This window comes from Roseovarius aestuarii, from assembly GCF_019966515.1.
Taxonomy (GTDB): domain Bacteria; phylum Pseudomonadota; class Alphaproteobacteria; order Rhodobacterales; family Rhodobacteraceae; genus Roseovarius; species Roseovarius aestuarii.
In genome coordinates, this window is the sequence record NZ_JAIMIB010000012.1 from 95722 (window position 1) to 120814 (window position 25093).

Annotated in this window: 22 protein-coding genes; 11 read left to right on the top strand and 11 right to left on the bottom strand. The window is 58.1% G+C overall.

From position 1 onward, the window contains the following. Positions 1–54: 54 nt before the first annotated feature. Positions 55–1029: a 2-hydroxyacid dehydrogenase gene (locus tag LC334_RS14805; RefSeq protein ID WP_085799793.1), complete on the bottom strand. Its 975-nt coding sequence runs from the start codon at positions 1027–1029 to the stop codon at positions 55–57. Positions 1030–1039: 10 nt separating this feature from the next. Continuing rightward, positions 1040–2212 (bottom strand): aminotransferase class V-fold PLP-dependent enzyme, encoded by a 1173-nt coding sequence (locus LC334_RS14810; protein WP_085799598.1) that lies wholly within the window; start codon positions 2210–2212, stop codon positions 1040–1042. 244 nt (positions 2213–2456) lie between these two features. On the opposite strand from LC334_RS14810, the gene LC334_RS14815 reads away from it, so the two are divergent. The 4 genes from LC334_RS14815 (at position 2457) to LC334_RS14830 (ending at position 5497) form a co-directional block, all read left to right on the top strand. Then, positions 2457–3083: a response regulator transcription factor gene (locus LC334_RS14815; protein ID WP_085799597.1), complete on the top strand. Its 627-nt coding sequence runs from the start codon at positions 2457–2459 to the stop codon at positions 3081–3083. 206 nt (positions 3084–3289) lie between these two features. After that, complete coding sequence (locus LC334_RS14820) at positions 3290–3865, top strand: carboxymuconolactone decarboxylase family protein (protein WP_085799596.1); 576 nt, start codon at positions 3290–3292, stop codon at positions 3863–3865. A gap of 46 nt (positions 3866–3911) precedes the next feature. Further along, positions 3912–4889 carry an isopenicillin N synthase family dioxygenase gene (locus tag LC334_RS14825; RefSeq protein WP_085799595.1) on the top strand — a complete coding sequence of 326 codons (978 nt, stop codon included), beginning with the start codon at positions 3912–3914 and terminating at the stop codon, positions 4887–4889. 8 nt (positions 4890–4897) lie between these two features. Next, entirely contained in the window at positions 4898–5497 is a 600-nt protein-coding gene (locus LC334_RS14830) for a helix-turn-helix domain-containing protein (RefSeq protein ID WP_085799594.1), read from the top strand. Positions 5498–5646: 149 nt separating this feature from the next. On the opposite strand, the gene LC334_RS14835 is transcribed toward LC334_RS14830, so the two are convergent. The 6 genes from LC334_RS14835 to LC334_RS14860 form a co-directional block, all read right to left on the bottom strand. Then, positions 5647–6330 carry an aspartate/glutamate racemase family protein gene (locus LC334_RS14835; RefSeq protein WP_085799593.1) on the bottom strand — a complete coding sequence of 228 codons (684 nt, stop codon included), beginning with the start codon at positions 6328–6330 and terminating at the stop codon, positions 5647–5649. Positions 6331–6336: 6 nt separating this feature from the next. Further along, complete coding sequence (locus LC334_RS14840; RefSeq protein WP_085799592.1) at positions 6337–7059, bottom strand: ABC transporter ATP-binding protein; 723 nt, start codon at positions 7057–7059, stop codon at positions 6337–6339. Positions 7060–7062: 3 nt separating this feature from the next. Continuing rightward, positions 7063–7845: an ABC transporter ATP-binding protein gene (locus tag LC334_RS14845; RefSeq protein WP_085799591.1), complete on the bottom strand. Its 783-nt coding sequence runs from the start codon at positions 7843–7845 to the stop codon at positions 7063–7065. Further along, on the bottom strand, positions 7842–8819 hold the full coding sequence (locus LC334_RS14850; RefSeq protein WP_085799590.1) for a branched-chain amino acid ABC transporter permease: 978 nt from the start codon (positions 8817–8819) through the stop codon (positions 7842–7844). The genes LC334_RS14845 and LC334_RS14850 overlap by 4 nt, the downstream gene beginning before the upstream one ends. Before the next feature lie 7 nt (positions 8820–8826). Next, a complete protein-coding gene (locus LC334_RS14855) occupies positions 8827–9696 on the bottom strand; it encodes a branched-chain amino acid ABC transporter permease (protein ID WP_085799589.1) in 870 nt (289 codons plus the stop codon). Positions 9697–9783: 87 nt separating this feature from the next. Then, positions 9784–10971 (bottom strand): ABC transporter substrate-binding protein, encoded by a 1188-nt coding sequence (locus LC334_RS14860; RefSeq protein WP_085799588.1) that lies wholly within the window; start codon positions 10969–10971, stop codon positions 9784–9786. A gap of 218 nt (positions 10972–11189) precedes the next feature. On the opposite strand from LC334_RS14860, the gene LC334_RS14865 reads away from it, so the two are divergent. Further along, entirely contained in the window at positions 11190–11912 is a 723-nt protein-coding gene (locus tag LC334_RS14865) for a GntR family transcriptional regulator (protein WP_085799792.1), read from the top strand. A 70-nt stretch (positions 11913–11982) separates the two neighbouring features. Here LC334_RS14865 and LC334_RS14870 read toward each other — a convergent pair whose 3' ends face one another. Further along, positions 11983–14037, bottom strand: coding sequence for an ASKHA domain-containing protein (locus LC334_RS14870; RefSeq protein WP_085799587.1), 2055 nt, complete (start codon positions 14035–14037; stop codon positions 11983–11985). A 253-nt stretch (positions 14038–14290) separates the two neighbouring features. Here LC334_RS14870 and guaB point away from each other — a divergent pair, with 253 nt between their 5' ends. The 3 genes from guaB (at position 14291) to LC334_RS14885 (ending at position 19354) form a co-directional block, all read left to right on the top strand. Further along, complete coding sequence (guaB, locus tag LC334_RS14875; protein ID WP_085799586.1) at positions 14291–15739, top strand: IMP dehydrogenase; 1449 nt, start codon at positions 14291–14293, stop codon at positions 15737–15739. A gap of 45 nt (positions 15740–15784) precedes the next feature. Beyond that, a complete protein-coding gene (locus tag LC334_RS14880; RefSeq protein WP_085799585.1) occupies positions 15785–16954 on the top strand; it encodes an RsmB/NOP family class I SAM-dependent RNA methyltransferase in 1170 nt (389 codons plus the stop codon). Between the two features lie 105 nt (positions 16955–17059). Beyond that, complete coding sequence (locus tag LC334_RS14885) at positions 17060–19354, top strand: hybrid sensor histidine kinase/response regulator (protein ID WP_442475978.1); 2295 nt, start codon at positions 17060–17062, stop codon at positions 19352–19354. 11 nt (positions 19355–19365) lie between these two features. Here the strand turns inward: LC334_RS14885 and LC334_RS14890 are convergent, their stop codons facing one another. Then, positions 19366–19995, bottom strand: coding sequence for a sulfotransferase family 2 domain-containing protein (locus LC334_RS14890; RefSeq protein ID WP_085799583.1), 630 nt, complete (start codon positions 19993–19995; stop codon positions 19366–19368). 189 nt (positions 19996–20184) lie between these two features. Here LC334_RS14890 and recA point away from each other — a divergent pair, with 189 nt between their 5' ends. The 3 genes from recA (at position 20185) to LC334_RS14905 (ending at position 24358) form a co-directional block, all read left to right on the top strand. Beyond that, positions 20185–21279 carry a recombinase RecA gene (recA, locus tag LC334_RS14895; protein WP_085799582.1) on the top strand — a complete coding sequence of 365 codons (1095 nt, stop codon included), beginning with the start codon at positions 20185–20187 and terminating at the stop codon, positions 21277–21279. A gap of 126 nt (positions 21280–21405) precedes the next feature. After that, positions 21406–24069: an alanine--tRNA ligase gene (gene alaS, locus LC334_RS14900; RefSeq protein WP_085799581.1), complete on the top strand. Its 2664-nt coding sequence runs from the start codon at positions 21406–21408 to the stop codon at positions 24067–24069. 1 nt (position 24070) lies between these two features. Beyond that, the gene (locus LC334_RS14905) at positions 24071–24358 is read left to right on the top strand and encodes a DUF1330 domain-containing protein (RefSeq protein ID WP_085799580.1); all 288 of its coding nucleotides are present in this window, start codon (positions 24071–24073) and stop codon (positions 24356–24358) included. Here LC334_RS14905 and LC334_RS14910 read toward each other — a convergent pair whose 3' ends face one another. Further along, positions 24359–25033, bottom strand: a complete 675-nt coding sequence (locus LC334_RS14910) for a hypothetical protein (RefSeq protein WP_085799579.1) — start codon at positions 25031–25033, stop codon at positions 24359–24361. Between the last annotated feature and the right edge of the window lie 60 nt (positions 25034–25093).

Here is a 25093-nt window from a genome sequence, read left to right on the forward strand (position 1 = left end):
GCGATCGGGGATCACGGCCTGAGTTTCGGAGGTAAACTATTGGCAAGCCCTGTGTCAGCTCACCAGATCACGGGGCTTTTCGCCTGCAAGGAACGCTTCCAGATTGTCGATGGCGCGGTGGCCCATGGCGTCGCGGGTGCCATCGGTGGCGCTGCCCAGATGCGGCGCGAGAACGAGGTTTTCGTAATTCAGAAAACGCGGATCAAGCGCCGGTTCACCCATAAATACATCAAGCCCTGCGGCGGTCAGCTTGCCGCTGTCGAGCGCATCAAAAAGCGCATCTTCGTCAACCACGTCGCCACGGGCCGAGTTGACCAGAATGCAGCCTTTTTTCATCGCACCGAAGACCTCGGCATTGATCAGCTTGAACGTGTCGGCACCGCCGGGACAGTGTAGCGACAGGAAATCGGAATGCGCCGCGACCTCGTTGATGCTGCTCAGTTGCGTGGCGTTGCCCGCCGCCGCCTTGATATCATCCGGCACCTGCCACGCATCCTGAAACACGATCTTCATGCCAAAGCCGAAATGCGCGCGTTTTGCCATCGCCTGGCCGATGCGGCCAAAACCGATGATGCCCAGCGTCGCGCCCGAGACCTTCTTGCCGATCATATGGGTTGGTCGCCAGCCCTCCCACTTGCCGGCGCGGGTCTCACGCTCGCCTTCGCCAATGCGGCGCGCGGCGGCCAAAAGCAGCCCCATTGCCAGATCGGCGGTGCAATCGGTCAGCACGTCGGGCGTGTTGGTCACCGCGATGTCATTGGCGCGGGCGGCGTCGACGTCGATATGGTTGTAACCGACGCCGTAGCTGGCCAGGATCTTCACCTTGCCTTTCGCGGCAGGGTAAAATTCCGCCGGGATCTTGTCGGACACCGTGGGCATGATCACGTCATACTCGCGCGCGGCGGCCATGAACTCGTCATGGCTCATCGTGGTGTCGGGATCGCGGAAGGTGACATCGCCAACCTTGGCCACGCGGTCCAGGGTTTCCTGGGGCCAGCGGCGGGTGATGAGGATTTTTGGTGTGCTCATGGAGGCCTCCTTAACCGGCATGTTCGCGGTAATGTTCCTGCGCGGCAGCAACGCCCGAGCCGGGCTCGATTTTCGCACCAGCATCGCGCAGGGCCATTTCAGCGGCCGAGATCGCACCACACAGCATCACCGGGTTCAAAGAGCCAAGATGCCCGATGCGGAAGGCTTTGCCCATCAGTTTGTTGAGGCCGGTGCCGAGCGAGGTCTGGTACTTGTTATAGGCACCCGAAATCACGTCACGCGCATCGACGCCCTCTGGCGCATAGATGGCCGAAACCGTATCGGACGCCCATTCCGGGCCGCGTGCAACCAATTCGCAGCCGTCCCAGGCCGCGACGGCCTTATGCACACCGGCGGCGAGCCAGCTTTGACGCGCCCAGACATTCTCCATACCTGCCTCCAGCAGCATATCAACCGAGACGCGCAGGCCTCGGAAAAGCTGGGTGGCGGGGGTGTAGGGGAAATAACCGTCGCCGTTGAGGTTCAGCATGTCCTGCAGGTCAAAATAGCAGCGCGGCATCTTGGCGTTTTCACGCATCGCCAATGCCTTTTCGCTGACGCCCAGGATGCCCAGACCGGCGGGCAGCATAAAGCCTTTCTGCGAGCCGGAGACGGCACAATCGACGCCCCATTTGTCCATCTCAAACTCGACCGAGCCAATCGAGCTGACACCATCGACGAAAAGCAGGGCGGGGTGGTTCGCATCGTCAAGCGCTTTGCGTACGGCGGCGATATCGGATTTCACGCCCGTCGCAGTTTCGTTCTGGGTGGCGAAGACCGCCTTGATCTGGTGTTCTTTGTCGGCGGCCAGTTTTTCGGCATATTCTTCGACCGGAACGCCCTTGCCCCATTCAACCTCGCACAGGTCCACATCGAGGCCCAGACGTGTCGCCATGTCGACCCAGAGAAGCGAGAACTGGCCGAAACGCGACATCAGCACGCGATCACCGACGTTCAGCGTGTTGGTGATGGCGGTTTCCCACATGCCGGTGCCCGAAGAGGGATAGAGGAAAACTGTGCCGGTTTCGGTCCGGTACACCTTTTTCAGATCGGCTAGCAGCGGCTTGGTGAAAGCGCCGAAATCGGGGGCGCGCATGTCCTCCATCGGAATGTTCATTGCCTGACGCACAGGCTCGGGTACATTGGTGGGGCCGGGGATGAAAAGGTGATTATTGCCGTACATGAGGGACTCCTGATTTTTGCCCAGTATCGGCAGGTTGAGCCGATTTTATACGCCCGGTCAGATGGGGGTGGTGATCCTCGGTGCGTTGCTGCCAACGAACGGGTAGGATTGACTACCCGGCCGGGGGACGGTCAGAGACGGCATGCCGATGCATACCTATTTTTCCTTTGATTTCATCGGTTTCAGCCGTGTATTTGTCGCAAATTGGTTGTCAGCTTAACCCGCAAGGTGATGTAACGTAGACATGCAGGATCGGATTGGATCAGAACCGGAAGTGATTGTTGCCGACCGACAGGTTATTGTCTGTCAGGGCATCGGATCGCTTGTGTCGGGCATCCCCGAAGTGAAGCTGGGCAGCTTTGCGACCGATCAGGCGAGCCTGAGAAAAGCGCTGACAGCGGTGGACGGCAAGGCGATCGTGATCCTGGGCGTGCGCCTGACGGATTGTGACCTGACGCAGGCGCTGGCCATGCTGCAAAAGGATTTTTCCCGCGCGATGGTGGTCGTGGTGGCCGAGGACACCGAGTTCGCCTTTATCCGCACGGCGATCAAATCCGGGGCGAATTCGGTCTGCATGATGAGCCAGATCCTGGTCAGCCTGCCGAAGATCCTGGGCAAGCTGGTGGATGGTCATTCGATCGTGCCGACCGAGATACTGAAACGCCTGACCAACGAGAATACCGATACTCTGACCCGGCGCGAGCATGAAATCCTCAGCCTGCTGGTCAACGACCTGACAAATTTTCAGATCTCCGCCCGGCTGGGGCTGAGCGAGAATACGGTCAAGTATTATCTCAAGGCGATCTACCAGAAGCTGGACGTCAATTCGCGCGGCGGCGCCATCGCGAAATACGTTGCAGGAAATTACTGATTTCTAAATTTCTGCCATGCGGCGTCTTGCTTTCGAGCTCAGGGGCAACGTACGCATGGGCGCCAAGCCAGCTGCAATAAACGGTTGTTGGAGATCTGCTCCAGTATGGTGCCTGAATATCTGGTTATGATCCTGATCGCATCCGCGGCGCGTGTTGGGTGTAACGACGAATGCAGCGGATGAACGGTAAACGAAGGAGGAGTACTATGTCAGCCTGGATAAAAATGCTCAGCGATGAGGAAGCCGGTGAGGAATTGCTGGATGTGCTGAAACTTGCTCGTACGCCCCACGGGACGGTCGATAATGTCATGCGTGTGCACTCCCTGCGCCCCAACACGATGAAAGGTCACGTGATCCTCTATCGTGCGGCATTGCATGATGAAGCGAATACACTGCCGATGTGGCTGCAGGAGACGATCAGCTCTTACGTCTCCACGCTGAATGACTGCGAATACTCCTTTGCCAATCATTGGGCGAATGCATGGTACCTGATTGGCGACGAACTGCGCGCGGATGAAATTGAGCAGGCCCTCAGAGAGCACCGGCCAGAGCGGGTTTTTGGCGGCGGCGAATTGGAATTGATGCGCTACACCGAAAAGCTGACCCTCCGGCCCGGTCAGATGCAGCAGCAGGATGTGCAGCGACTGAAAGATTCAGGATACGATGATGGTCAGATATTGGAGGCCAATCAGATCATAGGGTATTTCAACTATGTAAATCGTCATCTGAACGGCCTGGGCGTGACCACCGACGGGGATATTGTAGGATACTATGCAAAATAATTTTGCCCTGAAGTAAATTAAATGCATATAATGCAATTGATCTATCATGATGGGGGCCGCTATGGGCTATGCCACGGCAAAGACAATCGACGCGGATGTGATTCCGGTTATTGATATCTCGCCGCTGATAGATGGTTCCGATCCGGTTTCGGTCGCCCGCAAGCTTCATTCTGCAAGCAAGGGCCTTGGGTTTATCTACGTTAAAGGGCACGGCATACCGGAAGAGGTGATTGAACGCGCACGCGAGGTGGCGTTTGAATTCTTTCGCGCACCCGAGGAGTTGAAGGCGACCGTCCGGATCACAGGACAACATCGTGGCTGGCTTGCGCGGGGCGGCGCCAAGATGCGGGACGACGTCAAGGCGGACCTGAAAGAGAGCTTTATCTGGGGGTATGAGAATGGCGCGGACGGGGCTGCTGATGACCATCCCCTGCGCGGGCAAAACCTGTGGCCTGCGGCGATACCGGATCTGCGCGAGGTGGCGCAGGAGTATTTCCAGCTTGCGCATCAGGTCGCGCATCACCTGATGTGGGGTTTTGCAATCGGGCTCAATTTGCCTGAAAACTTCTTTTTGCGCACATCTGACAGACCGATCAGTCGGGCCTCCTTCGTTTATTACCCGGCGCAGCCAGCTTCACTTGGGGAGGAACAATTCGGCGTCGGTCCCCATACGGACTTCGGCGTGCTGACAGTCTTGTGCCAGGACGCGGTGGGCGGATTGCAGGTGGAAGATGCCAATGGAGAATGGGTTCATGCGCCACCGATCGAGGGCACGTTGGTCGTGAACGTCGGCGATTTGCTGGCGCGATGGACGGATGGCGAGTACAAATCTACCCCTCACCGTGTCGTCAACAGTTCCGGGAAAGAGCGTCTTTCTCTGGTGGTTGCTTATGATCCCAACCCGGAAACGGCTATTGATGCCCGAGAGGTGTTTGGGGACGGTCATGTTGTAAGAAACGAGCCGATTACTTGCGGGGAATACCTGGAGTGGCGGTTCGCAAAAGCGTTCTCATACCGGAAATAGGAGAGGGCATGGGTAGCGGTGAGATACAGGTGAAGAATGCCAGCACCGACAAGGCGATCGGTCTTGCGCTGCGCGATCTGCGCAGCAAGTCAGAACTTTCGGCGCGGCAACTGGCCGAGGCTTCCGGGGTATCGGCCGCAATGGTCAGCCGGATCGAAAACGGGCAGGTTTCGCCTTCTATTTCCACATTAAGTGCGCTTGCGGATGCGTTGAAAGTCCCGCTGGTCAGCCTGTTTCGTGAAACAACCAGCGATCATTCGGACTATACGTTTGTGAAGGCCGGCGAGGGATTGAAATCCACGCGTCTGGTGAATGACCACCGACATGATTTTGTCAATCTTGCCCTGCATCCACGCCGCGATCTGTGTTTCGGGGCGCGTCGGGTGACCCTCAAAAAGCAGGATGCCCAACCGCCGATCTATTGTGGTCATGGTGTCGTGTTTATCTACGCGGTCAGTGGCACAGCACTATATAGTTATGGCAATCAGGAGTTTGAAATGGAAGCCGGGGACAGCATCAGCATTGATGCAGAGCTTCGCCATGGCTTTGTCAAGGTTTTGACGGCTGAATTTGTCTTTCTGACGGTTCAGGCCGAGAATCGGGGCTAGCCCCCCAACGTTCACTGATGTTCAAGACCCGTCCGGAGTCGTGGACATTCAGGGGGCAATCTTTGTCGCGCGCCAACGCTCTGGCCGGAATATATCTGCGCAGGCGAAATAGCGTTCGCCGGCAAGCTTTAACCTGAAGGTTTGGTGATCTATTGCGTCGAATAAGCCCCTATTTTCGACGTGCCCAGCTTGATGCTCACCAGCGCTTCGGCAAAAGTGACACCGGCGGCCACGCCGTCGATAACCGGCAGGCCAAACTCTGCGCTTAGTTGCGCCATGAGATCCGCCATTCCGGCGCATCCGAGAACGATTGCTTCTGCCTTGTCCTGATCTATCGCTGCCCGGATCTCGGTGCGAATTTTGTCCAAGGTGGCCGGATCACCCTCTTCGAGCTTGAGGACAGGAATTTCTGTCGCCCGGACACCACTGCATTTTTGCGCCAACCCATAGCGCAGCAGGTTATGTTCGAGCCCCGGAACCGAGCGGGACAAGGTTGTTATGACGCCGAACTTATTCGCAATCATGCTGGCCGCGTGATAGGCCGCTTCGCCGATACCCAGAACGGGCACCGAAACCAAACTGCGCACCGCATCCAGCCCGGTATCGTCAAAACAGGCGATGACAATCGCATCGACATCCGGGTGGTGCGCCACTTCTTCCAGTAAGCCCGGCACACATGTGGCGACGTCCAGAAACCCCTGAATGCTGGCCGGGCCATCCTGCGAATTGGTTGCAACGATCTGGGTGTCCGGGCGTGCCACTGAACGGGCGGCTGCACCGATTTTCCGGGTCATCGAGGCGGTCGTATTGGGGTTTATGACAAGGATTTTCATGTCTGATCAGACCTCGCCACCAAGATACGCTGCCTTGATCCGATCATCGTTCAGCAGCTCTTTGGAGTTGCCCTCGATCACCACATTCCCGGTCGCCATGGCATAGGCGCGGTGAGAAATACTCAGCGCCATCCGCGAGTTCTGTTCGACCAGCAATACCGACACGCCTTCGTCGCGATTAATGGCGACGATCGAACGGGCAATGTCTTGCACCAGTTTTGGCGCGATCCCCAGGCTGGGTTCATCCAGCAGCAACAGCTTGGGCTTGGCCATCAGGGCGCGGCCGATCACCATCATTTGCTGCTCCCCGCCTGACAGTGTTCCAGCCGCCTGACCGTACCGTTCTTTAAGACGCGGGAAACGGGACAGTATGCTGTCGAGGGTCGTCTGAATGGCCGCCTTGTGGGTGCGGGTGAAGGCTCCCATCATCAGGTTGTCTTTAACGGACATGAACGGAAAGACGCGGCGGCCCTCGGGTACCATCGCGATCCCGCGTTTGACAATGCTTGACGGGTCGGTGCCATCGACCCGTTCCCCTTCGAATGTCACCGATCCCTTGACCGGTCTTGCCAGACCGGTAATGGCGCGCAGGATGGACGATTTTCCCGCACCATTTGCGCCGATCAGGGCGACGGTTTCCCCTTGGTTGACGCACAGCGAAACACCTTTCAGTGCGTAGACATGGTCGTAGTAAAGTTCGACGTCTTTGAAATCCAACATGGCTGTCATGGTCTACATCCCGATCTCGTCGTCGGCGCTGCCCAGATAGGCCTCGATGACTTTTTCGTTGTTCTGGATTTCAGACGGCGTGCCTTCGGCGATTTTTTCCCCAAAGTTCAGCACGACAATCCTGTCGGAAATGTTCATGACCGCGGGCATATCGTGTTCGACCAGCATGACGGTCACGCCGCGTTCGTCGCGCACTGATCGCACCAGATCGACCATATTCATGGTCTCATCGTGGTTCATGCCGGCGAAGGGTTCGTCCAGCAGCAGCACCTTTGGGCCGGTCGCCAACCCGATCGCGATGCCAAGCGCGCGCAGATTGCCCTGCGGCAGATTGCTGGCCAATTCATCGGCAATCTCGGACATGCCCAGAAATTCCAGCAACTCATCAGCATATCGACCAAAGGCTGCAACGTCTTTTATTGCGGTTTTTGACCCCCAGAAATATCCGGCAAGAGAGGCCTTCGCCCGCAGGTGTTGGGCCACGACAACGCTTTCACGCACGGTCATGCTTTTGAAGATCGTGGTCTCCTGAAACGTGCGGACGATGCCTTTGCGCGCCACGATATGTGGCTTCAGATTGGAAATACGTTCGCCGCGATAAAGCACTTCACCCGAAGTGGTCGGCGTGAAAGAGGAGATCATCTTGAACAGCGTCGATTTCCCCGCCCCGTTGGGACCAATTACGGACAGGATTTCATTTTCGGCCACGTCAAAGCTGACATCATTATTCGCGATAAGGCCGCCATATTTTTTGGTGACATTCTTGACCTGAAGAAGCGCGCTCATTTCCTGCCCCCTTTACCAAGACGAACGCTGAGTAGTCCGTTGGGAAGGAAGCGGATCACACCGATGAGGATGATCGCATAAACCAGCATCTGGTATTTGCCGAGTTCGAACAGAAGGTCCCACCCGAAGTAGAGCACGAGCGTACCAAGCATCGGCCCGAAGACGTAACCCAACCCGCCAAGAAAGCAGTTCAGCATGAAGTTCACCGAATCCGCGACCTGAAAGCTGGAGGGGTAGACCGATTGCGCGATGGATCCGAACATGGCGCCCCCGATACCGCCGAAAAAGCTGGAAATCGAGAATATGACGATGCGGATGTAAGCGATATTCACGCCGATGGAACTGGCAAGCTCTTCGTTCTGTTGCATCGAACGACAAAGATGCCCAAGACGGGAATTAACCAGCCGGTAAAGCGCGGCATAGGTCACGACCATCAGGATGCAGGCCGTGTAGTAAAAGGCCAACTTGGTATTCGCCATCGCCGCGAAATCAGGGAGCAGCGGAATGCCGAACACAGACGCGCCCGATGGCAAGGGGATGTTTGAAATACCTTTTGCGCCGTTGGTGATGGGAAGGGCAAGCGCCGTCAATGTCACGACCTGGGTCAACACCAGTGTGATCATTGCGAAATACACGCCGCGCAACCGCAGGATTGGCAGGCCGATCAGCACCGCGACCAGCGCTGCAAAGAGCCCCGCAGCGGGCAGCGATATCCAGAAGGACCAGCCTGCTTTGACTACCAGAATGGCTGAAACATACGCTCCGATGAGCGCAAATGCCCCTTGGCCGATATTGATCCTGCCGATGTAAAAGGTCAGCCAGACGCCCGCGCTTGCGATGGCCAAAAGCGCCACTGATGTCAGCGTAAAGTAGAAATCCCAGCGTCCTGTCGCCCCGATGATGAGCGGCACGCCGATGAATATGGCAAAGAGGAAGATGCCGACGCCAAGTGTTTGTTTAGCGGAAATGTTCATCACAGGGTCAACCCCACGGCTTGCCCATCAGGCCCTGCGGCCGGATGGCGAGGAAGATCATCAGCGAGATAAAGATCAGCAGATAAGTGATGTCACCGTATTGGGAAAGCACCGCAAGGCCGATGGCCTCCATGAAGCCTAGGATTATTCCGCCCCAGATCGCACCCGAGATCACCCCGGCGCCACCAATCATGACCATCATAAACGCCTTGATCGATGTTGGCCCGCCCATCCCGAGGTTCACCCCGGTAATCGTGACCAGCAAACCGCCAACGAGACCCGCAAGCATCGCACCTAGCGCAAAACCTATCATGGAGTAGCGATCAACATTCACACCCATCAACTGGGCAGCAGTTCGGTCCTGTGCCAGCGCCCGCAGGGCACGGCCTGTTTTGGTGTATTGCATCAGGCCGATGAACGCGACGATAGACAGGATCGCCAGCCCGCAGATGAGTATGCGGTCATAGGGCATGATCAACCTGAAATCATAGTTGAAGACACCGTCCACGATCTTTGGAACACCGCGTTGTTTTTCGCCGAATATGATCAGGATCAGAGCATCCAGCAGGAACGCAATACCTGCCGCCAGAAGCATGGTGCTTTCTTCGCGGGCCGATCCCTTGATCACCGGCGCGAAGAGGAACTTCTCGATCAATGCGCCAAGGATTGCCAGGGTGACACATGACATGAAAAGCGCCAGGACAAACGGCACGCCCCATTGGCCATAGAAAGTGTAGGTGACGAAACCGCCGATCACATACATCTGCCCGTGGGCAAAGTTAAGAACGTTCATCAATGCGAAGATCAGGGTCAGGCCAAGCGCAATCATTGCGTATTGAGACCCAAGATAGACGCCATTGGCCAATATCTGTTCCATCTATGCCGCCTTTCGGGGAGGGGGAACCCGAGCCACGAGGCTCGGGCTGCTGATGTTCAGGCAACGCCTGAAAACCGGTGGTTGGCTTTAGTCGACCTCAGCGACGAACAGCGTCTCGAAGGCGCCGTCCTGATAGACATTCACCACCAGAGGAACCGCGACCTGACGCCGCTGGCCGAAGGATGACATGCCCACATAACGCAGTTTTGCATCACCGTTCATATAGGGGTTTGGCGCTTCAAACGTGTCCATCTTTGCCTTGAACGCATCTACGTTATCGATAGCCGAAGGATCAGCCTTGAGCGTTTCCAGGATATATTCCAGAGCGTAGACTTTGGTATTCGACTCGTCGTTATACTCGCCGAACATCTTGGTATAGCGGTCAACGAATTCGTTCATCATCGGCGAGGCCAGTTCGGGCGTGGACGCGCCACCGACTGAGATGAAACCGTTTGCCAGATCTCCGGCACCTTCAGCCAGAACACCGGCATCCTGTGCTGTCTCTGTCGAAATCACACCTTCGAATCCCAATTCGCGTGCGGACCGGATCAACTGCGGTGCGTTCGCGGGCGAGACACCGGACAGAACAAGCAAGTCGGGCTGCGTACGCATGATCGGTGTCAGCACCGGGGTGAAGTCCGTGGTATCAACCTGGTAGGTTACGTTTGAAGACACGACTTCTAAGCCTAAAGCTTCAGCGGCTGCCACCCCACCGTCACGTTGGCTTAGAGGGTCGGATTCGTTGGCGGCGATGAAGGCGACGGTTTTGACACCTTTTTCCTTCATCAGATATTTGTAGATCGCGGGGCCGGACTGATAGTTGGCAACCATGCCGAGTACGGCGTTGGACGCTGGCGCCTGATAAAGCGATTTGGGAAAGGCGTAGGGGAAATACATGATGCCATTGGATTCGGCGACCGGACGGACCGCCGCCGCGCCATCATCGACATTCGGTCCGACGACATAGTGAATGCCTTCCTGGGCCATCTTTTCCATGCCCGCAATCGCACGCTTGGGGTCCTTTTGATCGTCGAAGGAAACAATCTCGATATCATAGGTGGTATCGCCGATCGTGTAGCCGCCGGTTTCGTTGATCCACGCTGCGCGGGCCTCCATCGAGCGTTGGTTGGAAATGCCCCAGGCCGCCGCCGGGCCGCTGGTCACACCAACAAAGCCGACTTTCAGAACCGGGTTTTCAGCAAAGGCTGCGCTGCCTTGGAAGGCCGTTAGGGCCGCAGCGGTCAGGGCTGCTTTCATAAGTGTTCTACGTTGCATTCTTAACTCCCGTTGAAATCAATTTCGACGCCTTGAGCGCCATTCTTGGCCGGCAGTTAGATGGGAATTCCATTCATGCCGCAGATCAATTTCACGATTGTTAACAATCTTTGTCAACATATTTAGTCGACAAACTCTGATGCTTGGTTTTACATTGACAGGAGTTTAGGCAATGTCAGATGGCACAGGCCGCGAAATCAACAACTCTCGGAATCCACATGGCGCCCCTCAATCCTCGGCTAAACAGCCAAGATGAAACGGATACTCAACCGGAACCCGATGAAAATTTCATCGTCGAGCGCATCTACAAGGCCGTCATGGAGCAGCGCCTGGCGCCTAATACGAAGCTGAGCGAAGCCCGCCTGTGCGAGATATTCGGCGTCGGTCGAATGCGTGTCCGGCGGGCGCTGTTGCTGCTTTCAAGCCAGGGAATCATCGAATTGCAGTCGAATCGCGGGGCCTATGTCGCCTGTCCTGACAAGTCCGAAGCGAATGACGTTTTCGCGGCACGCATGCTGATCGAACCGCCGCTGGTTCGACAGTTGGCTCAAAGCTCAGGCGATATTGATCTGAGTATTCTTACCGATCACATTGCGCTGGAAGATGCCGCGCGCGAAAAGAGCGAACGTACCGAGATCATTCGTCTGTCCGGCGAATATCACACCAAGCTCGCCCAGGCGACCGGGAACAAGTTCATCTCTCGCATGATGCGCGAGCTGGTCACACGTACGTCGTTGATTGTTGGGCTTTTCGGATCATCAGAAAATGCCAGCTGCCCTGACGACGAACACAGCAATATCCTGGAGGCCATCCAGTCGCAGAATCCGGAACGGGCCGAGCAGCTGCTGGTAGCGCACCTGGATCACATTCAAAGCGGTCTTGATATGGAGGCGCGTCAGCAACCTCAGGACGATCTGATCACTATTCTGGGATCACCCTGAGCGGGCGGACGGGCGCTGTGTGGTATCTTTTAAAAGGAGCGTTGATCCAGGCTTGGAGTGCAAGCCGTTCTTAACCGCGCCGCCTGCGCCTGCGACCGCCGCCCTCTCCCTCGCCACCACCATCGCGCCCTCCGGTGTTGAAATTCACGTCCGGCAGAGTGACTACGGTCCCAAGGATGGGAAACGGCTCGACCGCGTTTGGAATATTCGAGGCGTTGACGAAATGCTCCTGAAAGCGCGGTTCAATGGCGGTCTCGATCTTATGGATGTTATGCACGGTCTGTTCGATCTCGGTGCGCGCTTCGGTATTGAGCAGAGCAATTCGTGCGCCGGTGCCTGCCGCGTTCCCGGCGCTGGTGACTTTTTCCAGCGGAGCGTCTGGGATCATGCCCAGCACCATCGCGTGTTTCGGGCTGATATGAGCACCAAACGCCCCGGCCAGCACGATGCGGTCCACTTTATCCACGCCAAACTTGTCCATCAGCAACCGCGCACCTGAATAGAGCGCCGCCTTGGCCATCTGGATCTCGCGGATGTCGCGATTGGTCACCGTGATCACCGGCCCGCCATCGGCGCTGCCATCCCAGACCATGTAGGAATAGGTGCGGCCATCGCGGAAACAACGATCCGTGCCGGTCTGTTCCGGGGAGCCGATCAGGCCGGGGCCGTCAAGGATGCCGTGGATACGCATCTCGGCCACCATCTCGATAATGCCCGAGCCGCAAATGCCGGTGATGCCGGTAGCGCCGGTCTGGGCCTCGAACTCTTCGTCATCAGACCAAAGGTCGCAGCCGATGACCTTGAACCGAGCGACTTTGGTTTCGGGGTTGATTTCAACCCGCTCGATGGCGCCGGGAGCAGCGCGCTGGCCGGAACTGATCTGCGCGCCCTCGAAGGCAGGACCAGTGGGCGAAGAGCAGGCCAGCACCTTGTCCTTGTTCCCAAGCAGGATCTCGGCATTGGTGCCCACATCGACAACCAGCACCAGATCCTCGGATTTGTCCGGGGCCTCGGACAGCGCCACGGCGGCAGCGTCCGCACCGACATGACCGGCGATGCAGGGCAGGATGTAGATCCGGGCGCCGGGGTGGATTTCCAGATCCAGCTCGACCGCGCGCAGTTGCAGTGACGAGGAGGTAGCCAGCGCAAAGGGTGCCTGTCCCAGTTCGAACGGATCGACGCCCAGAAAAAGGTGATGCATCACCGGGTTGCAGACGAAGACCGCATCGACGATCAGCGTCCGGTCGATCTCGGCCTCGGCGGCGATCTGGACAAAAAGCGCGTTCATGCCGTCGCGCACGGCACGGGTCATCTCGGTTGCACCGTCCTTGTTCATCATCGAATAGCTGACCCGGCTCATCAGGTCTTCACCGAAGCGGATCTGCGGGTTCATGATGCCCGACGAGGCTACGACCTCGCCACTGGCCAGATCGCAGAGATGCGCGGCAATGGTGGTGGAGCCGAGATCGACCGCGAGGCCATAAATCGTGCCCTCGTAATAGCCCGGCCAGATATGCATGATCTTGGGGGCGTGGGTGTCATCGCCATGATGGATCGCCACGGTGACTTTCCAATCGCCCTTGCGCAGGGCTGGCTGCATCATGTGCAGGATATGCAGATCGGCACGCACGCCTTCCAACTGCCACTGCTCTTTCAGCGCACGGACCAGACGTTCCAGATCGCCGGACGGCTCGTGCATGTCAGGCTCTTCCACCTCGACATAGTAAAGCCGTGTCGAGGGGTTCATGACAATATCGCGCGCCTCGGCGCGTTTGCGCACCACCTGTTTGTGGACCTGGCTTTCGGCCGGCACGTCGATCACCACATCACCCATGACCTGCGCCTGACAGCCCAGACGGCGGCCCTTTTTCAACCCGCGCTTGTCGTCATAACGTTGTTCGACTGAATTCCATTCCGACAGGGCATCATTGGCAACGGTCACCCCGTGTTTCGAGAATTCGCCGTAGCTGGGCGTGATCTGACATTTCGAGCAGATGCCCCGCCCGCCACAAACCGAATCCAGATCGACCCCAAGTTGGCGCGCGGCGGTCAGAACCGGCGTGCCTTTGGGGAAGTGACCGCGTTTGCCCGAGGGGGTGAAAACGACAAGGGGATCAGTGCTCATCGACAGGTGCCTTTCAGCGGGTGTTTCATCCACGCGCAAAGCATAGTTCGCGGGGCAACGCAAGAAAGGCCGCAACCGGCACAAAATATCATCTCAGCGTCATGTTTTGTCCGCGGGTGGCCGGGTCGGGGTTCTGCTTGCGTTTTCAGGCAGGTATCCGGGCATTTCGGTGCGGGTGTCACGCGGGCTCTTTCCATTCCCGGCGGGCCATGTAATAGGGAGGCGTCAAACGATCTGTTCATGGAGAAACGTGATGGAGATTCGTGAGGCACTGACCTTCGATGATGTTTTGCTGGTACCTGCTGCATCCAGTGTGCTGCCAAACACGGCAGATACACGGACACGGGCCACGCGCCTGATTGATCTCAATATTCCGCTTCTGAGTTCGGCCATGGATACGGTCACCGAGTCGCAGATGGCGATCTGCATGGCGCAGGCGGGCGGCATGGGTGTCGTGCACCGAAATCTGGATGTCGAGGAACAGGCACGGCAGGTGCGGTTGGTCAAACGGTTCGAGTCGGGCATCGTCTACAATCCTATCACCCTGACAGCCGATCAGACGCTGGCCGATGCCAAGGAATTGCAGGCACGCTACCGCGTCAGTGGCTTTCCGGTGGTTGACGGTGACGGCCGGGTCGTGGGCATCGTGACCAATCGCGACATGCGCTTTGCCGAGGATGATGCCACGCCGGTGCGCGTGATGATGACCAGCGACAATCTGGCGATGTTGCAGGAACCGGCTGATCTGGATGAGGCGAAAAGCCTGATGAAGGCGCGCCGGATCGAGAAGCTGCTGGTGACCGATGGCAAGGGCAAGCTGACCGGCCTGCTGACGCTGAAGGACAGCGAACAGGCGGTACTGAACCCGCAGGCCTGCAAGGATGGGCTGGGGCGGCTGCGGGTCGCAGCGGCCTCGACTGTCGGTGATGCGGGGTTCGAACGCTCGGAGGCGCTGGTGGATGCCGGGGTCGATATGATCGTGATCGACACGGCGCATGGCCATTCCGAAGGCGTGGCGCTGGCGGTTGAACGTGCCAAAAGATTATCAAACGAGGTTCAGATCGTTGCCGGTAACGTGGCCACGGCCGAGGCGACGCGAGCGCTGATCGGTGCAGGTGCCGATGCGGTCAAGGTTGGGATCGGGCCGGGCAGCATCTGCACGACGCGGATGGTGGCGGGTGTGGGTGTGCCACAGCTGACCGCGATCCTCGATTGTGCCAGCGGCGCTGGCGATGTGCCGGTGATCGCCGATGGCGGCATCAAGTTTTCCGGCGATTTTGCCAAGGCGATCGCGGCGGGGGCGTCCTGCGCAATGGTCGGCTCGATGCTGGCGGGCACCGACGAGTCTCCCGGCGAGGTGATCCTTTATCAGGGCCGGTCTTTCAAGTCCTATCGCGGCATGGGCTCTTTGGGCGCGATGGCCCGGGGCAGTGCCGACCGTTACTTCCAGAAGGATGCGGCCAGCGACAAACTGGTGCCGGAAGGCATCGAGGGGCAGGTGCCCTATAAAGGCGCTGCGGGTGGTGTCATTCACCAACTCGTTGGCGGGTTGCGGGCCGCCATGGGCTATACCGGGTGTGCTACGGTCGAAGCGATGCGCACGCAGTGTGAGTTCGTCAGGATCACCGGCGCAGGTCTGCGTGAAAGCCATGTGCATGATGTTCAGATCACCCGTGAAAGCCCGAACTACCGTGTTGGATAAATCAAATAATATTAACATCGTACGACGTATCGTTAAGGTATAGAGATGACACCCGGGGCGCGCGTCCAGGCCGCGATTGAGATCCTTGATGATATCCAAGGCGGCACCCCGGCTGAACGAGCGATCACGGGTTGGGCAAGACGCTCCAGATTTGCAGGATCCAAAGATCGCGCTGCGGTGCGTGATCATGTATTTCAAGCTCTGCGCTGCCTGCGGTCCTATGCCTGTCTTGGTGGTGCTGCGACCGGACGTGGCGTAATGATCGGGGCCCTGGGGGCGGCGAAGGTCGATCTTGCCGGGATGTTCACAGGTCTCGGGTATGCGCCATCGCCGCTGACGGCAACAGAACAGGATGCGGGTTTCGATCCGCGCGATGCGGGCGATCGGATGGATCTTCCAGATTGGATAATACCTGATTTTATTAGTGCATTGGGGGGTGAAGCTGAAGCTAATCGGGTGGCGCACCTCCTGCAACAACGCGCGCCGGTGATGTTGCGGGTGAATGCCCGAAAGGCGTCGGTCGCGCAGGCCGCAGAGCTGTTGGCGGAAAATGGTGTCACCGCTGTTCCCAGCTCCACCGCGATGCATGCCCTGACCGTCACCGACGATGCCCGGCGCGTGGCGTCTTCAGCAGCATATCTCGATGGCCTTGTTGAATTGCAAGACGGATCGAGCCAGGCAGCGATGGAGGTGCTTGAAATCACACCAGACGCGCGCGTTTTGGATTATTGCGCGGGGGGTGGTGGGAAGGTGCTGGCACTTGCCGCTCGGGCTGACGCGCAGTGGTATGCCCATGACGCATTGCCGCAGCGCCTGAAGGACCTGCCCGAGCGGGCGCGGCGTGCGGGTGTCAATGTTGCCATCGTTGGCTCTGACGATTTGCCCGACCATGATTTTGATCTGGTATTGTGCGATGTTCCCTGTTCAGGCAGCGGTACTTGGCGCCGTAATCCGGATGCCAAATGGCGGCTAACATCGGCCGATCTTGAGAAACTGACAGCAGTTCAGGATCAGATTCTGGAACGCGCCTCCGCGTTGGTGCGTCCCGGAGGTTGCCTGGCCTATGCAACATGTTCTGTTCTGCGTCAGGAAAATGAAGAGCGTCTTGAAGGCTTTACGGCACATAACCCGATGTGGCGTGTGACGTTCCAGAAGCGCTGGCCTGTGTCGGAGGCGGGCGATGGGTTTTTTCTGGCGCAGCTAAAGATGGCGTGAACATGTAGAATACAACCTTGACGTGTTTTGCCGGTTCCCGTTAAGTCTGAGTTAAGCCTTTTCGGACATTAACATGATATTGACGCTACAACCGGAACACAACATTTGGCCTTCACAACAACCTCGATAGGACCTATCCGGCGCGCGGCAGTTCAGTTTCGGTCTCGCGCCGTTGTTATTTTCGTCGCTGCATTATTATTCGCGGCTGCGGCTTGGTTTTTGCCGCCGGGCATCTACCGCACAACCATGGCTGCCGTCGCGGGTACATTGGGGTTTGTCGTGGTCTGGAGCTGGCTTGCGACAAATCTCTCGGGTACAACACTCGGAACGGCCAATGCGCTATTGCGGCTGATCGAGGAAGACACGGCGCCGACGATTGTGACCGGGCGGGATGGCAGGATCATTTGCCATAATCCCGCGGCCGCGCAAGCCTATGGCGCAGATGAAGCCGCAACACTGACCGGTGCATTGCAATCCGTGCTGGCCAGTCCGGGCGCGATCCTGTTCAGGATGGAAACACGCACAGAATCGGCTGGATCGGCGCAGGAAGACCTGGTCACACGGCAGGGGCACCTCAGGCTGGGCGTCCATCGGGTTGGCGATGACAAGCTTTTGTGGCGGATCGAAAAATCAGCCGACCGCCCCCAGGCGGGCAGTGATCCGGTACCGCTACCGATGCTGACGGTTGGCCGCAACGACGCTATTTTGTTCATGAACACCGCGGCACGGGAACTGGTTGGGGAGCGCGCGCGTAATATGGAACGCGTCTGTCCCAACCTGCCGGTTCGCTCGGGACAGCTCAACGATATCAATACATCGACCGGGAAGATGTCCTGCCTCATGGTCGAGCTAGAGGGTACTGCCGGGCGGCGCGAGATATTCCTGCTGCCAAGTGTAACTGATACCGAGCGTCCACTGGACGGATGGGCGTTCTTTGATGAGATGCCGGTACCGCTGTTGAAGTTGACACGCGGTGGTGAGGTTCAGTTGTCGAACCGGTTGGCGCGCGAGTTGCTGGGCGTCGAAAACTGCGACGACAAGGTTCTTGGCGATTTGATGGAGGGCCTGGGGCGTTCGATCGCGGACTGGCTTGAAGATGCCGCCGAGGGTCGCGGCATGATACATTCTGAGTTTCTGCGTGTGAAACGCGAGGACCGTGAAGTCTTTGTTCAGGTGACTCTCAACCGCGCGAAAGAAGAGGGCGAAACGGTTTTGATCGCAGTGCTGAACGATGCGACCGAACTGAAATCGCTGGAGGCGCAGTTTGTGCAAAGCCAGAAAATGCAGGCGATTGGCCAGCTTGCAGGCGGTGTTGCGCATGATTTCAACAACTTGCTCACGGCGATTTCGGGTCATTGCGATCTGTTGCTCCTGCGACATGACGAGGGGGATTCGGATTACGGTGACCTGGTGCAGATCAATCAGAACGCCAACCGGGCGGCCGCGTTGGTTGGCCAGTTGCTGGCCTATTCGCGCAAACAGACCCTGCGCCCCGAGGTCATGGACCTGCGCGACGCTCTGTCCGATCTGACCCATCTGCTCAATCGACTGGTCGGGGAAAAGGTGACGCTGTCGCTCAGCCACGATCCAATGCTCTGGGCCATCCGGGCGGACAAGCGGCAATTGGAACAGGTGTTGATGAACCTTGTCGTAAATGCGCGCGATGCCATGCCGGACGGCGGCGATATTCGTATCGAGACCGAAAATCTTGTGCTGGAAGAGCCCTTGCGGCGCGACCGTGCGGTCGTGGCGCCGGGGCGCTACGTTTCGGTAAAAGTGGTCGATCAGGGCATGGGCATACCGGCGGACAAGCTGCAAAAGGTGTTTGAGCCGTTTTTTACCACCAAACGCACGGGCGAGGGCACGGGGCTTGGCCTGTCGACGGCTTATGGCATCATCAAGCAAACCGGCGGGTTTATCTTTGCCGACAGCACGCCGGGCGAAGGTACAAACTTCCAATTGCTTCTGCCGGCGCATGACGTGGTAGAGGAGCGGCCGGTGAAGACCGAGGCAGTCGCGGCCAGCGATTCCCCGGCGGAAGGCGTCGTACTGCTGGTTGAAGATGAGGCGCCTGTCAGGGCGTTTGCCAGCCGTGCCCTGCAGTTGCGCGGCTTCACCGTACTCGAAGCGGAATCAGCCGAAGATGCGCTTGAGCTTCTGGAGGATGAGGGGCTGGATATTGATGTATTCGTCACCGATGTGGTGATGCCCGGCAGGGATGGCCCCAGCTGGGTTCAGGAGGCATTGCAGAAACGCCCTGATGTTAGCGTGGTGTTCGTGTCGGGCTATGCCGAGGAAACCTTCGGCGATACCCAGTCGAAAATACCTAACTCGGTTTTCCTGCCAAAGCCGTTCTCGCTGACCGAACTGACCGAAACGGTGCAGCGGCAGCTAGGTTGATGGGATTTGCCCTAAGCCGACGATCGAAATTGCCCGTAGGCGCCATTGTGACCAATACTCTCCCAGAGCGAAAAATCGGCCGCGGCGGTGCGGCGCAGACTGTTCTCGACATGTGACATCAGGGGCGGTGTCTTGCCCGGAGACACATTCGCACGCCGGGTCGTTATCGAGGTCTCAAGCCGGCTCTCAAGAAATCGGATCAGCCCGGCCTGATCCTCGTACCGAAAAAGATGGGTCGCGGCAGTGCCGTTCCTGGCGGGCCTCAGAAACCGTGACTGGGCGCCGACATTGGCAAATTCCGGTCTAGTACGCGACGTGTAGGCAAGCACGAATTCGTCAAAGCTGATGCCATGCGTCGCCTTTCCCTGACCTGTCATTTCTGGGCGTTGTCGGTAGCGATACCAACTGCCAAGCCAACTCACCGGCTCGCGGACCACTGCGAGAACATCCATCTTGGCGCCGACAAATCGTTCAAGCATCGGCCTGAAGAACCGGTTGTAGCGATAAATCGGCGCATGTTTCAAATCCGGAGGCGCGCTGACGGTGAGTGATGCAAGCGGCGCGAGCGCCTGCTCATAGGCGGTCGACCCGGTCTTGGGCACCGCAAGAAAAACCAGTCTGGCGTTTGAAAAAACGAGCATTTAATGCGCCATCTTTTTGCCAAGAGGTTTTCAGGTTTTCGTAAACGACTCTTTAACCGTTGTGAGAAAAACTGAGGATCTGAACAATTTTCTTGAAATGTTCTCTTTTTGTCTGTTACATGAGAACAAGAGGTGAACAAGGCAGCGATTGCCGCCCTGAACAGGGTGTGGAATAAGGAAGCATAAAACATGGCAACGGCAGATCTTTTGGCAATGGACAGCAAGAAAAACCCGGACAGGCAAAAGGCGCTCGACAGCGCGCTTGCGCAGATCGAACGGCAGTTCGGCAAGGGCTCGATCATGAAGCTGGGCGCGGACAATCCCGCGCAGGATATCGAGGCCACCTCGACCGGGTCGTTGGGGCTGGATATCGCCCTAGGAATTGGCGGTCTGCCGAAGGGCCGTGTTGTGGAAATCTATGGCCCGGAAAGCTCGGGCAAGACGACCCTGACATTGCACTGCATCGCCGAAGAACAGAAAAAAGGCGGGGTCTGCGCCTTTGTTGATGCGGAACATGCGCTTGATCCGATCTATGCCCGAAAACTGGGCGTCGATCTGGATGAATTGCTGATCTCGCAGCCCGATACCGGCGAGCAAGCACTGGAGATCGTGGATACGCTGGTGCGCTCCGGCGCGGTCAGCATGATTGTCGTCGACTCGGTTGCGGCCCTGACCCCGAAATCCGAGCTTGAAGGCGAGATGGGCGACAGCAGCGTTGGCGTGCATGCCCGGCTGATGAGCCAGGCGATGCGCAAGCTGACCGGGTCGATCAACCGCACCAAATGCACCGTGGTTTTCATCAACCAGATCCGCATGAAGATCGGCGTGATGTTCGGCAGCCCCGAAACCACGACCGGTGGTAATGCGCTGAAATTCTACAGCTCGGTCCGGTTGGATATTCGTCGCATCGGCGCGCTCAAGGATCGCGACGAGGTGGTTGGCAACGCGACCCGCGTCAAGGTGGTCAAGAACAAGGTGGCGCCGCCGTTCAAGCAGGTCGAGTTTGACATCATGTATGGTGAAGGCATCTCGAAGATGGGCGAATTGCTTGATCTTGGTGTCAAGGCGGGCGTGGTCGAGAAATCCGGCAGCTGGTTCAGCTATGGCGACGAACGCATCGGCCAGGGCCGGGAGAACGCCAAGACATTCTTGAAGGAAAACAACCGCATTGCGTTTGAAATCGAGGATAAGATTCGCGCGGCGCATGGGCTTGATTTCGACATGCCCGAGGCTGAAGAAAAGACTGCAAAAAGCGACGCGGATGACGACATCCTGGAGGCATAACGCCGCCAAAATCTGATAACGCAAAGCCCGGGCCACAACCCGGGCTTTTTCTTGCGGTGGACATGGGTCACGGGCAGGGATAAATCAACGGGACGCCAGGCCATTTTGCCCGAAAAAGAGATACCCATGCCGACGCTGAACGAAATCCGATCGACCTTTCTGAATTTCTTTGAACGTAACGATCACGCAATCGTCGAAAGCTCGCCTTTGGTGCCGCGCAATGACCCGACGTTGATGTTCACCAATTCGGGCATGGTGCAGTTCAAGAACCTGTTCACCGGAGTTGAGCGTCGCGACTACAACCGCGCGTCGACCAGCCAGAAGTGTGTGCGCGCAGGTGGCAAACATAACGATCTGGACAATGTGGGTTATACCGCGCGCCATCACACGTTTTTCGAAATGCTCGGCAATTTCAGCTTTGGCGACTATTTCAAGGAACAGGCGATCCCGTACGCCTGGGACCTGCTGACCAAGGATTTCGAGCTGGACAAGTCCAAGCTGCTGGTGACGATCTACCATACCGATGACGAGGCGGCGGAAATCTGGAAGAAATATGCCGGCCTGCCGGATAACCGGATCATTCGCATCGCGACCGATGATAATTTCTGGTCGATGGGCGCGACCGGTCCCTGCGGGCCGTGTACCGAGATTTTCTATGACCACGGCCCCGATATCTGGGGTGGCCAGCCGGGCAGTCCCGAAGAGGATGGCGACCGGTTTATCGAAATCTGGAACCTCGTTTTCATGCAGAATGAGCGGTTCGAGGACGGCTCTCAGATCGATCTGGAGATGCAATCGATCGACACCGGCATGGGGCTGGAACGCATCGGGGCGCTGCTGCAGGGCAAGCATGACAATTACGATACCGACCTGATGCGCAGCCTGATCGAGGCCAGCGCGCATGTCACCAGCCAGGACCCGGACGGGCCGGGTAACGTGCATCACCGGGTGATCGCGGATCACCTGCGCTCGACCTCGTTCCTGATTGCTGATGGCGTGATGCCGTCGAACGAGGGGCGGGGCTATGTGCTGCGCCGGATCATGCGCCGGGCGATGCGGCACGCGCATCTTCTGGGCGCGCAAGATCCGGTTATGCATCAGCTGGTGCCCGCGCTGGTCACACAGATGGGTCAGGCTTTCCCTGAGTTGGGACGGGCACAGGCGCTGATCGAGGAGACGCTGAAGCTGGAGGAAACCCGTTTCAAGACGACCTTGGATCGCGGGCTGAAACTGCTTGAGGACGAGTTGGGTGTTTTGCCTGAGAATGCGGCGCTGCCGGGTCAAACGGCGTTCAAGCTGTATGACACCTATGGATTTCCGCTGGACCTGACGCAGGACGCGCTGCGCGAAAAGGGCCGCGAGGTGGATACCGATGGCTTTGACACCGCCATGGCCGAGCAGAAGGCCAAGGCGCGTGCGGCCTGGGCCGGTACGGGTGAAGCAGCGGATTCGACCATCTGGTTCGACATTGCCGAGGAAAGCGGCACAACCGATTTTCTTGGGTATGACACCGAAGTGGCCGAAGGGCAGATCACCGCATTGGTGCGTGACGGCGCCCCATTGGCCAGCGCGAAGACCGGTGAAACCGTGCAGATTGCGTTGAACCAATCGCCTTTCTATGCGGAATCCGGTGGTCAGGTTGGCGATAGCGGTGAGATCAGGACCGAAAGCGGGCTGGCACGGATCACCGACACGAAAAAAGCGGCCGGGGTGTTCATTCATCTGGCGGAGGTTACCGAGGGCGAGATCTTGAAAGGTCAGGCGGCCCAGTTGGAGGTTGACCATGCACGCCGGACTTCTATTCGCGCCAACCATTCGGCCACGCACCTGTTGCATGAAGCGTTGCGCAAGGCCCTGGGCGATCATGTGGCGCAGCGCGGGTCGCTGAATGCCGAGGATCGCCTGCGGTTTGATTTCAGCCATGCCAAGGCGCTGAGTGCTGAGGAGCTGATGCAGGTCGAAACCGAGGTGAACGATTTCATCCGGCAGAACGCACCGGTGGAGACCCGGATCATGACACCGGACGACGCGCGCGCGCTTGGCGCACAGGCGCTTTTCGGCGAGAAATACGGTGATGAGGTGCGCGTGGTGTCGATGGGTGTCGAAGACGGGTCCGGCAAGGGTCTGGACGGGCAAACCTACTCGATCGAGCTCTGTGGTGGTACCCATGTGCGTCAGACCGGCGACATCGGGCTTTTCGTGGCATTGGGTGATTCCGCGTCCAGCGCCGGGGTGCGCCGGATCGAAGCGCTGACCGGTGCCGAGGCGTTCCGCTATCTGAGTGAACAGGACCGGCGGATGACGGCGCTGGCCGGTGAATTGAAAGCGCAGCCACAGGATGTCGTGTCGCGGATTAAGGCGCTGATGGACGAACGCAAGGCGCTGTCCAACGAGGTGGCGCAGCTGCGCCGCGAGCTGGCAATGGCCGGGGGTGCAGGGCAGGGCGATGGCCCCGAGGCGCAAGAGATCAACGGCGTTAAGTTCCTGGCACAGGTGCTCAGTGGTGTGTCGGGCAAGGATCTGCCATCGCTGATCGACGAGCATAAGACGCGGCTTGGCTCGGGCGCGGTTTTGTTGATTGCGGATACTGGCGGCAAAGTGGCGGTCGCCGCCGGGGTGACGGAGGATCTGACCGGTACGGTTTCGGCGGTTGATCTGGTGCGGGCAGCGGTGCCGGAGTTGGGCGGCAAGGGCGGTGGTGGCCGCCCCGACATGGCCCAGGGCGGTGGCAAAGATGCAGCAAATGCCGAGGCGGCGATCACAGCCGCTAAGGCGGTCATGGGAGGATAAAATGGCAGCACTTTGGATAGCGCGCGTTGATGTCAGCGACGCGGAATTATACGGTAAATACATCGAAGTGGCTTCGGTGGTGATCCCGGATCATGGGGGCGAGTTCATCGCCCGTGGCGGCCGGATCGAACAGCTCGAAGGGCAGGGGCGCGCGCGCAATGTCGTGGCGCGGTTCCCGTCGGTTGACGCGGCGCAGGCGGCCTATAATGACCCGCGCTATCAGGAAGCGGTTGTGTGGGCCAAAGAGGCCGCGGATCGTGAAATCGTTGTGGTTGAGACCACGGACTGATCACAAGCCCTCGATGTCAAACACGATGGTTCCGTCCATGATCTGACCGATATAGGCGCATTTGTCGCCGCGTTGTGTTAGATGCGCCCACGATTTCCTGATGAAAACTCTGGGGGCGAAAGCGAGCATCACGGCGCTGAATTCTTCGCGCGACACTTTCTTTTCGAAGTCCAGTCCTGCTTCGATCTTGCGCCGCTGATCTGCTGGCAGTGACATGATCTGCATTGCATAAGCCAGATATTCGGCTGTGGCCCGACAGTTGCTATAAGGGCAAGCGACGTCATCATAGGCGGCGTGAGTGAGTTCGTGCACCAGAATGCTGTCCCTGAATTCTGTTGCTGACAGATGACTGAAAACGCTTTCGGGGTGGCGCCGTTCTATCACACGATCCACGGGCAGGACTTCGATCAGCTGCTCACCGCAATGAAAAAGCCCGAGGCAGTTTTCGGCCAGATCTTCGGTCACCCGGATTGTAATATGCTGATTTATCCTGACATTGCATGCTGCCAGCTTGTTGATGGCCCGCTTTGCGGCCTTGCAGAAATCCAGTTGCTGGGCTTGATCTGCGGCATCGACAGAAACACCGATTTCTGCACAGGGAAACGCGTCGGCAAATGTCTGATTGCCAATTAAACTCAGAACCGAAATCGCGCTCCAGAAATACCTGATCCGCATCGCCCTCCACCCTCAAAGCGTTTCATGCTTAGGGGGACACGATAACAAACGGGGTCGTAC